A 10,902-nucleotide genomic window follows, 5' to 3' on the forward strand; every position below is an offset into this window, starting at 1 on the left:
AGATTATTGAATAAATAACTCATTCACAAAAATAAAATAGGGCGAGCAGATTTGCAAAATTTCATAAAAGGATTTTTTAAGTGGGTTATTGCAGGTATTGGCATTGGAATAGGAATGTTCACTGTTCTAGTGGCTGTAGAGTTCTGGAATAATAAGAATGAACCAGAAAAATCTGATGACACTACAGCAGTATCAAGTAACGAGGCTGAAAAGGCTATAGAAGATAACAGTGAGTTATCAAGCTCTCAATCTATGGTAAATGATCAAGATGTACCAATAGGTTATAAATTGATGGAAGAGGGAGGTGTCATGTTAGATGCACCTATTATGGGCATGGAATGGGAGAGTGTGAAAGATGAAAACACGACTACTAATCCACGTGTGTATGAACCCTTTGTAATATATCAATGTGTCACAGAAGACGGCGAGCATTTACGTTTGGATGTGATTAATAGCGATATTGGTTATATGCTCAAGTATTATTTCGCCACCCAAGGTAATCCTTTAAATTTAGAAGCACAGCAAGCTACTGAGGATGCCTATTATGTAAAATATCTTAATGCTACAAGTCTCATTATGCGAGATCCGAATAATTATTATAAGTTGTCACAGTACGAAGACGGCGATACCTCTTTTTATATCATTAATACCATCACTGGTCAGGAGATGAATCATTTTTCTTGTGAGAACAACTCGATTGAAAATGATCAGTATGCTTTGATTGCTCAAATGGAGCCAGAGCATTTTAAATTTAAACCTATGACTGACGAGCTTGAGTCTCTTTTGACTGAGCGCTTTGAAAATCAGTAAAGGTCTTTTTGGTTACCAACCAAACATCAGAACCAACTTGAATCACACTCAAATTACCCCCATAATCTAAACACTTTTAAATAATAAATAGCCTAAGTAAATATGTCCAATAATTCTGAGAATACCACACAAGCATCTAACGAAAATGCTACTCGTCAAACCAATAGCACCACTAATCCGAATGAAGAAAACGATAGCACAAGTCACGAAAATTTAAATATTACACCAAACAGTGCCGCACCACGCAGTGACAAAACAGCTGCTCAATCTCATATAGCCGCTGATTTGCCAGTACTCGCCAAAGACAGCTATTACTTAACGCGTCTAGAGCGAGAGCTGGCACGTGCCGTTGTGTCGAGCAAAAAAGAGAATAGCGAAAAAGCCAATGATGCGCTAACAAAAAAACGCGAGCAATACGACAAAATTAAAACTCGATCTCAAGAAGCGGTACAGGCGCGTATTGATAGCATTCCCGCAGACTTGCCAGCTAAGCTAAACCTTGATTTGCCCGTGAGTCAACGTGCAGATGATTTGATTCAAGCCATCATCGATAACCAAGTTATTATCGTCGCAGGTGAGACCGGTTCTGGTAAGACGACGCAGTTACCGAAGCTTGCGATGCTGGCAGGACGTGGCATCAAAGGGCAGATAGGGCATACGCAACCGAGGCGTCTAGCAGCGAGAAGTGTGGCAAACCGTATTGCAGAAGAATTGGGCGAACCCTTAGGGAATACCATAAGTTTTAAAATTCGTTTTAATGAACAAGGATCGGCGCAATCCGTTGTGAAGCTCATGACCGATGGTATCTTGTTGGCTGAACTGGGTCATGATCGGTTCTTGAGTAAGTACGATACGATTATTATTGATGAAGCACATGAGCGTAGCTTAAATATTGACTTTATTATGGGTTATCTGAAAAAGATGCTACCCAAGCGTCCTGATCTAAAAGTCATTATTACTTCAGCGACACTAGATACCAAGCGCTTTAGTGAGTATTTTAGTCACTATGATACCAAACTTAAACGTAAAGTGCCTGCGCCAATCTTTAATGTCGAGGGTCGAAGCTTTCCGGTAGAAGTTCGTTATCGCCCACTCACTGATGAGCCTGTGACGAGCTCCGATGATGACAGTTATGATGACTTTGAAGAAAATCTGCCACGTGCTATCGTTGCCGCAGTAGAAGAGTGCTTTAGTGATGCGCAAAGCAAAGGACATGCTGATCAGGCAGATATCTTGATATTTGCCGCGACGGAAGCCGAGATTCGTGAGACACAAGAAGTCCTAGAGCGTCATGGACCTAAGCACACCGAAGTATTACCCTTGTTTGCGCGGCAGACCTATGAAGAGCAGCAGCGTATTTTTCAGCCGTCCGGTCGTGGTCGACGTATCGTTATCGCGACCAACGTGGCTGAGACAGCGCTGACTGTACCCGGTATTCGCTATGTTATCGATTTGGGCTTTGCGAGAATCTCTCGTTATTCCTACCGCTCACGCGTACAGCGCTTACCTATTGAAGCGATCTCACAAGCAGCAGCCAATCAGCGTAAAGGTCGTTGTGGTCGAGTTGCGCCGGGTGTCTGTATTCGTCTATATAGTGAAGAAGACTTTAGCGGTCGTCCAGAGTTCACTGAACCTGAGATTCTACGAACCAACTTAGCGTCAGTCATCTTGCAGATGGCCAATCTGCGCTTAGGTAGTGTCGATGATTTTGCGTTTATCGAGCCACCTGACAGCCGCTTGGTCACGGACGGGCATAAATTGCTCGACGAGCTAGGAGCGATTACTTCTAAAACTGAAGCCACTTCTGCGAATAAAACCAATAAGTCAAAACCAAAAAAAGGTCTTGATCATCTCGCCTTGACGGCTACTGGTCAAAAGATGGCACGTATGCCAATCGATCCAAGGCTGGCACGTATGCTGGTTGCGGGCTCTGACTTTGACTGCATTCGTGAAATGCTCATCGTTGTCGCCGCACTTGCAGTTCAGGACCCACGCGAGCGTCCTGTTAATAAACGTCAGCAAGCGGATCAAAAGCATGCTGAGTTCCGCCAAGATGACTCTGATTTCCTATTCTATTTAAGTCTATGGAAAGCGTTGTTTGAAAAGGACGAAGACGGAAATAAGCTGTCTGGTAATCAGCGCAAGCAGTTTACTAAGAAAAATTATCTGAGCTTTCCACGTGTAAGAGAGTGGCATCAAACGCATCGCCAACTGGTGCAAATGGTCACTGATTTGAAGCTTACCGATGTCAATGATGCCAAAGCTGCTGCTAAGGGCAAGGCGCTAGAGGCCACTACTAGCGACCCTACGGCGATTGAAGATGAAGAGCTAAAGGCAGTTAAGTACGCGAACTTGCATCGTGCGTTGATGACAGGTCTGCTTTCTACTATCGCTCATAAGACCGAAAATCGTGGCGAATATCTCGCAGCCCGCCAACAAAAAGCCAAGATATTTCCAGCCAGTACGGTATTTAAACAGATACCACCATGGGTGATGGCATTTGAGGTCGTAGAAACTTCTCAGGTATTCATGCGTACGGTGGCCAAGATTGAGCCAGAATGGATTATCTCCGCTGCTGGTGACTTGTTGAAGTATCACTACTTTGAGCCGCATTGGTCGAAAAAGACAGGTCGTGTCAAAGCGTATGCACAGATTAGTTTATTTGGTCTGATTATTATCAGTAAGCAGCTGACCAATTATGAGCAAGTCAATCTAAGCGAGTCACGTGAAATCTTTATCCGTGATGGTCTGGTCACTGGTAATTTGGGTCGTCAAGCACCATTTTTACAGCACAATATGGATAAAATCGCAGACATCGAACGTATTGAAGATAAATTACGCCGCCGTGATTTGTTGGTCGATGAAGAGTCGCTATATCAGTTTTATGACAAAAAAATCCCTGAGCACATTGCCAGTCGTAAATCTTTTGAAGACTGGCGCGCTGAAGTCGAAAAAACTGATAGCAAGCATTTATTCTTTACTGATGATGACGTACTCAATAGCCAAGCACCGACCACGGGAGACTTCCCAGAAGTATGGAAGTTGGGTGACTTAAAACTACCGCTACGTTATATCTTTGACCCAGCAAGTGATGATGATGGTGTGACCATTCGCGTACCGCTTGTCGCGTTGCCGCAGCTTGATGCCATTGAGCTATTGTGGGGCGTACCTGGCTGGCGCTATGAGCTAGTGTTGCAATTACTTAAGTCATTACCCAAAGATATCCGTCGTCAGATAGTACCGATTCCTGATACGGCTGACGGCTTGTTTGACGAGTTGCAACCCGCTGGTGGACAAGGACTATTGAAGCAGCTCTGCCAAGCGCTCAATCGTCGCGGTATTATGTCAGTGACACCAGATAAATTTAATCCGTCTACGATTGACCGTTACTTGCAGCCACAAATCTGTGTGGTCGATGATAAAAACTGTATTATCGAAAAAGGTCGTGACCTGCAAACGTTGCAAGTTCGACATGCCAGTGAAACCCGTCAAGCCGTTAATGAGCAGCAAGGAGCACATACTGAGTTCCCTGAACATTTTGCCTTTAGCAAAAACCATCACAGTGCAGGCGTGGTGATGAAGCAGTTTGCGGCTTTGGTCGCTGATGAAGCAGGTGAAGCGGTATCGATTCATCAATATACGGATGTTAATGCGGCATTACAGGCGCATCGTATCGGAGTACTTGCCTTAATTAAGAGCAAGCTTGGCGCAAAGAAAAAGCAGCTCACCAGTCAAGTTGACAGTATCTTTAAATTGGCGTTTGCACCACTTGGTGATATGGGTAAGCTTAAGACTATCATCATCGATGCAGCATTAGACGCGGCGCTTGAAGAGCATTATATATTATTTGATCACAGTACAGACTTGCCTGAAAATGCAGATGATACTGCGGTGGCACTTGCTGAGGAGTTGCCGTTTACTTCAGCAGAGTATGAGAAAACCTTAGAAGTCGTGGCTGGCAATTTTTTATTGACTGGTCAAAGCGTGATCAAAACGCTTAAAAATGTCTATACCCGATGGCAGCGTATTCGCCAAGGATTATTGATGCTAGATCGGGAGATATTTGGTGAGTCTATCGAGGATATTGAAGACCAGTTAGAAGATTTACATCTGGCTGATTTTGTCTATCGTATGGACTATAGTCATTGGCAGCAGTATCCACGTTATCTAGAAGCATTAGAGGTTCGTCTTGAACGCCTTGAGCACAATCTGGATGCGGATCTGGATGGCGTCTATGCATTAGATTTACATATGGAGCGACTAGCAGGGCGTGCGGACAAAGACGCCATTAGTGACTACCGCTGGATGGTGGAGGAGTATCGTATTCAGCTATTCGCCCAACCTATGAAAACCCGTATGGCAGTATCGCCGAAGCGTCTAAGTAAGATGTGGGATAAGGTGAGTTAGTCAGAGAGTTATAGTGCTAAACAATCATAATTTTTTTAAAATTTGGTAGTGTGACGAATTTTAAACAACTGATTTCAGAGTGCCTATTTCACTAATGCTCTGTGCTTATCTTATGCAAGCTACCGTCAAAGTAAGAGATAATCTCAAACAAAAAGGATGATAAACATGTGGGACGAACGCTATAGCGGCACAGAATTTGCATTTGGTAAAGAGCCTAATGATTTTTTGAGAGAGACGTTTGAGCAGATTCCCACAGGTGGGCACGTATTATGTCTAGCAGAGGGCGAGGGTAGAAATGCCGTTTTCTTAGCGCAGCAAGGCTATAACGTTACTGCGATGGATATGTCCGAAGTGGGTCTGACAAAAGCGACACAGTTGGCAAAAGATAGAGGAGTGACAATTACAACTCAAGTGGCAGATTTGGCCGATTACCCCTTTGGTACCAATAAATGGGATGCTATTGTCTCTATCTGGGCACATGTACCTGACGCGTTACGTCAACATATACATGCGCAGATTGTCACTGCTCTAAAGCCAAATGGTGTGTTTATTGTTGAAGCCTATACCAAAGAGCAGCTAGAGACAGATGCTATCGGAGGACCACCTGCCAGTCAAATAGAGCGTTTTGGGTCGTTAGAGAACTTACAAAGTGAGCTTGTAGCGCTTAAGGAAATCATTGGTATTGAACGACTGCGTATGGTATCAGAGGGAAAACGTCATCAAGGACTTAGTGCTGTCGTGCAGTTTGTTGGAAAAAAAGAATAAATAGAATAATAAAAGTTAAGTAATTTATTTTTATAAAAATTATTAGATAATATTAAGGATTTTTTCTCGAGCCAAGCTATATATATCCTGAGTGAGTGAATATTTCATTTGAAAAATTAGACTAATGTTTGGCTTTTTTACATGACGAATTGTGAGTATTGATATATAATCAATACATCAGAGTTATGTGTAATTATACATTATTACTTTCTTACACATAAATTATGTGTATTTTTTTGCCAAATATAATACGGATATACTTATTTTGAATAAGTATGTTCATAAAAAAACTGTCTTAATGTAAGTTCATAGCTCAAATATAGCGTATTGTTAGAAAAACTCAGAAAAGTTACCCACAAATCATTGATGAATTAGGAATGAACCATGGAAAGAGTATTCAAGAATATGACAGCGGCTATCGTATTGCCAGCCCTTTTATTGAGTCTGTCAGCTTGCGCCATGACCGGTCACAGTAGTGTTGATAATGAAGGCGACAGCCGGCGAGTGGGTAACGTAACATGGAACAACCAAGTGGATACTGACTTCCAAAAAATCTTGGCTGCTAACGTTGATACTGATGAAACGAGACTGGTCTTTATCCGCAAAAATGATGATGACGTAGAACAAACCAGTGCCAACGTATCCATTAATAATAGATTCCAAGTCAGCTTGCATCCTGGTAACTATACTGTCGTCAATTCTTGTGTTGGTACCAATCAAGTTAGTGCACATGCTACTGGCTTTAAAGACAATGACTTACTAGCAGACAAACAAGACTATCAGCTGGTAGGCGGTCAAACCTATTTCTTTTATGTAGATATGGACGACACAGGCAAAAGTAAGCTTGATCAGATAACCGCTGAAAGTGCCTTACCATTACTAGATGCTAAACGCTATCAAACGCATCAAATCAGCCGAGTGGTACCTAACTGCCCAGCGCCTGTCGTAACACCGCCACCTATTGTGCAACCGACTGTACCTGTACTCGCCGAAAAAGTAACCATTGAACTTGAAGTCTTGTTTGAGACAGACAAATCCATAGTACGCCCTGAATATTATTCTAAAGTATCTGATTTGGCCGCGTTTATGGTGAAATATCCTAATACTGTCGTGACCATCGAAGGTCATACCGATAGCCGTGCCAGTGACAGCTACAACCAAGCTTTATCACAGCGCCGCGTAGATGCCGTCAAAGAAGTGTTGATAACACAGTTCTCGATTGCGCCTGAACGCTTAACTGCCATTGGCTATGGTGAGTCTCAGCCAAGAGCCAGTAACGATAACGCAGAAGGACGTCAGCTCAATCGTCGTGTGGTTGCAGTAGTTGAAGAACGCACAAGCAGCTAATAAAAAATGATGCATAGGCAACCACACTTGCCTAATTAGAAATACTAAGCGGTATCACTGAATTAAAAAAAGAAGGTAATAACATGAATACTATAATCGTAAAAACGAACGATGTGCATAAGACCATCAACCAAATAGAAGTGGTTACTCAAGATGGCATACCAACAGTCATCCAAGCGACAGATAAAGTCAATTACGAGTTTCATGATACCGCAATTAACCGTGCCCCTAATCACATCATTACCAAACGCATTAAGAATGATTTACATGTCTCATTTGAAGAAAATGGTGAAGATAGCGATCTCATCATAGAAGGTTTTTATGACAATCCAGACAGTGCTTTAGTCGGTATCGCTGAAGATGGAGAGTATTATTACTACATTCCAGATACTGGTGAAACGTATGACTATGTCACGCAGTTAGAAAATGGTGATGTAGAAGGACAAGCTTTGGGTGGAGAAGAATATATTGCTGCAGCCATACCTTGGTGGATTCCTGCAGCAGCAGGGATCGGTTTGGTAGGTTTGATTGCTAGCTATAATAGTAATGATGATAATGACGAGAATAGCGCACCATCAGCAATAGGTGAAACCCAAAGCGGTACGGTGGGACAACCTGTAGTCATAGATGTCTTGGCTAACGACACCGACCCTGATGGCGACATAGACCCAACCAGCGTCAAGCTTATTGATCCGAATGATGGCTCTGAAGTGACAACATTAACCGTACCAGGCGAAGGCGAATGGATGGTTGACCCAGACACAGGTGTGGTTACCTTTACGCCAGAAACAGGATTTACTGGCGATCCAACTCCCGTTAGCTATGTGGTTTCAGACAGTACTGGCTTGAAATCTAACCAAGCGACCATTACCGTTGACTATATACAGTCAGCCCCCGTCGCAGTAGATGACGTAGGATCAGGCCCATTAAACCAGCCCGTATTGATTGACGTATTGGGTAACGACACCGACCCTGATGGTGACATAGACCCAACCAGCGTCAAGCTCATTGATCCGGCTGATGGCTCTGAAGTGACAACATTAACCGTACCAGGCGAAGGCGAATGGGAAGTTGACCCAACCACTGGCGCCGTTACTTTCACCCCAGAGTCAGGCTTCACAGAAGATCCAACGCCAGTAGACTATGTAGTCTCTGACATCACAGGTGAGCCATCTAACCCAGCCACCATCGTTGTTGACTATCCACCAACCGTACCTGTGGCAGTAGATGACGCGTATACCGTAGAAGAAGACGGCACCGTAGTGCTTGACCCACTAAACGCTGACAGCGACTTCGATGGCGACACCCTCAGCATCACTGACATTAATGGCACCGCCTTAACCCCAGGTGTGGCTCAAAGCATTGACGTACCAAACGGCGTAGTGAACATAGATACCGCAGGTGTCATCAGCTTCACCCCTGATGCCAACTTTAATGGTGACGTTGAATTTGACTACATCATTACCGATGGCACGACAGAAGTGAGCGCTACAGAAACCATCACTGTCACGCCTATGAATGATGCCCCCGTCGCAGTAGATGACGTAGGATCAGGCCCATTAAACCAGCCCGTATTGATTGACGTATTGGGTAACGACACCGACCCTGATGGCGACATAGACCCAACCAGCGTCAAGCTCATTGATCCGGCTGATGGCTCTGAAGTGACAACATTAACCGTACCAGGCGAAGGCGAATGGGAAGTTGACCCAACCACTGGCGCCGTTACTTTCACCCCAGAGTCAGGCTTCACAGAAGATCCAACGCCAGTAGACTATGTAGTCTCTGACATCACAGGTGAGCCATCTAACCTAGCCACCATCGTTGTTGACTATCCACCAACCGTACCTGTGGCAGTAGATGACGCGTATACCGTAGAAGAAGACGGCACCGTAGTGCTTGACCCACTAAACGCTGACAGCGACTTCGATGGCGACACCCTCAGCATCACTGACATTAATGGCACCGCCTTAACCCCAGGTGTGGCTCAAAGCATTGACGTACCAAACGGCGTGGTGAACATAGATACCGCAGGTGTCATCAGCTTCACCCCTGATGCCAACTTTAATGGCGACGTCGAATTTGACTACACCATCACCGATGGCACGACAGCAGTGAGCGCCACAGAAACCATCACTGTAACGCCTGTGAATGATGCGCCCGTGGCAGTAGATGATGCATATACCGTAGAAGAAGACGGCACCGTAGTACTAGCCCCGCTTACTACTGGCATCGCTGATAGTGACTTGGATGGCGATACCCTCAGCATCACTGACATTAATGGCACCGCCTTAACCCCAGGTGTGGCTCAAAGCATTGACGTACCAAACGGCGTAGTGAACATAGACAACGCAGGTGTCATCAGCTTCACCCCTGATGCCAACTTTAATGGTGAAGTCGAGTTTGACTACACCATCACCGATGGCACGACATCGGTCAGCGCTACAGAAACCATCACTGTAACGCCTATGAATGATGCGCCCGTCGCAGTAGATGACGTAGGATCAGGCCCATTAAACCAGCCCGTATTGATTGACGTGTTGGGTAACGACACCGACCCTGATGGCGACATAGACCCAACCAGCGTCAAGCTCATTGATCCGGCTGATGGCTCTGAAGTGACAACATTAACCGTACCAGGCGAAGGCGAATGGGAAGTTGACCCAACCACTGGCGCCGTTACTTTCACCCCAGAGTCAGGCTTCACAGAAGATCCAACGCCAGTAGACTATGTAGTCTCTGACATCACAGGTGAGCCATCTAACCCAGCCACCATCGTTGTTGACTATCCACCAACCGTACCTGTGGCAGTAGATGACGCGTATACCGTAGAAGAAGATGGCACCGTAGTGCTTGACCCACTAAACGCTGACAGCGACTTCGATGGCGACACCCTCAGCATCACTGACATTAATGGCACCGCCTTAACCCCAGGTGTGGCTCAAAGCATTGACGTACCAAACGGCGTAGTAAACATAGATACCGCAGGTGTCATCAGCTTCACCCCTGATGCCAACTTTAATGGCGACGTCGAATTTGACTACACCATCACCGATGGCACGACAGAAGTGAGCGCCACAGAAACCATCACTGTAACACCTGTGAATGATGCGCCCGTGGCAGTAGATGACGCATATACCGTAGAAGAAGACGGCACCGTAGTACTAGCACCGCTTACTACTGGCATCGCTGATAGTGACTTGGATGGTGACACCCTCAGCATCACTGACATTAATGGCACCGCCTTAACTCCAGGTGTGGCTCAAAGCATTGACGTACCAAACGGCGTAGTGAACATAGATACCGCAGGTGTTATCAGCTTCACCCCTGATGCCAACTTTAATGGCGAAGTCGAATTTGACTACACCATCACCGATGGCACGACAGAAGTGAGCGCCACAGAAACCATCACCGTCACCCCTGTGAATGATGCGCCCGTTGCAGTAGATGATGCATATACCGTAGAAGAAGACGGCACCGTAGTACTAGCACCGCTTACTACTGGCATCGCTGATAGTGACTTGGATGGTGACACCCTCAGCATCACTGACATTAATGGCACCGCCTTAACTC

The 10,902-nt window shown here is 45.1% G+C and carries 5 protein-coding genes; all 5 read left to right on the top strand.

Features of this window, described 5'->3' with window-relative positions; genetic code table 11:
• The first annotated feature begins 51 nt into the window (after nucleotides 1–51).
• Entirely contained in the window at nucleotides 52–810 is a 759-nt protein-coding gene (locus tag I6E83_RS09655; protein WP_197101472.1) for a hypothetical protein, read from the top strand.
• A gap of 102 nt (nucleotides 811–912) precedes the next feature.
• A complete protein-coding gene (gene hrpA / locus I6E83_RS09660; protein WP_227680897.1) occupies nucleotides 913–5,217 on the top strand; it encodes an ATP-dependent RNA helicase HrpA in 4,305 nt (1,434 codons plus the stop codon).
• A 165-nt stretch (nucleotides 5,218–5,382) separates the two neighbouring features.
• Complete coding sequence (locus I6E83_RS09665; protein WP_197101474.1) at nucleotides 5,383–5,982, top strand: class I SAM-dependent methyltransferase; 600 nt, start codon at nucleotides 5,383–5,385, stop codon at nucleotides 5,980–5,982.
• A 384-nt stretch (nucleotides 5,983–6,366) separates the two neighbouring features.
• Entirely contained in the window at nucleotides 6,367–7,329 is a 963-nt protein-coding gene (locus tag I6E83_RS09670; RefSeq protein ID WP_197101475.1) for an OmpA family protein, read from the top strand.
• A gap of 83 nt (nucleotides 7,330–7,412) precedes the next feature.
• The coding region (locus I6E83_RS09675) for an Ig-like domain-containing protein (RefSeq protein ID WP_197101476.1) at nucleotides 7,413–10,902 on the top strand (3,490 nt) is incomplete at its 3' end.

The sequence above is a fragment of the Psychrobacter sp. SZ93C1 genome, assembly GCF_015864635.1.
Classification (GTDB): domain Bacteria; phylum Pseudomonadota; class Gammaproteobacteria; order Pseudomonadales; family Moraxellaceae; genus Psychrobacter; species Psychrobacter fozii.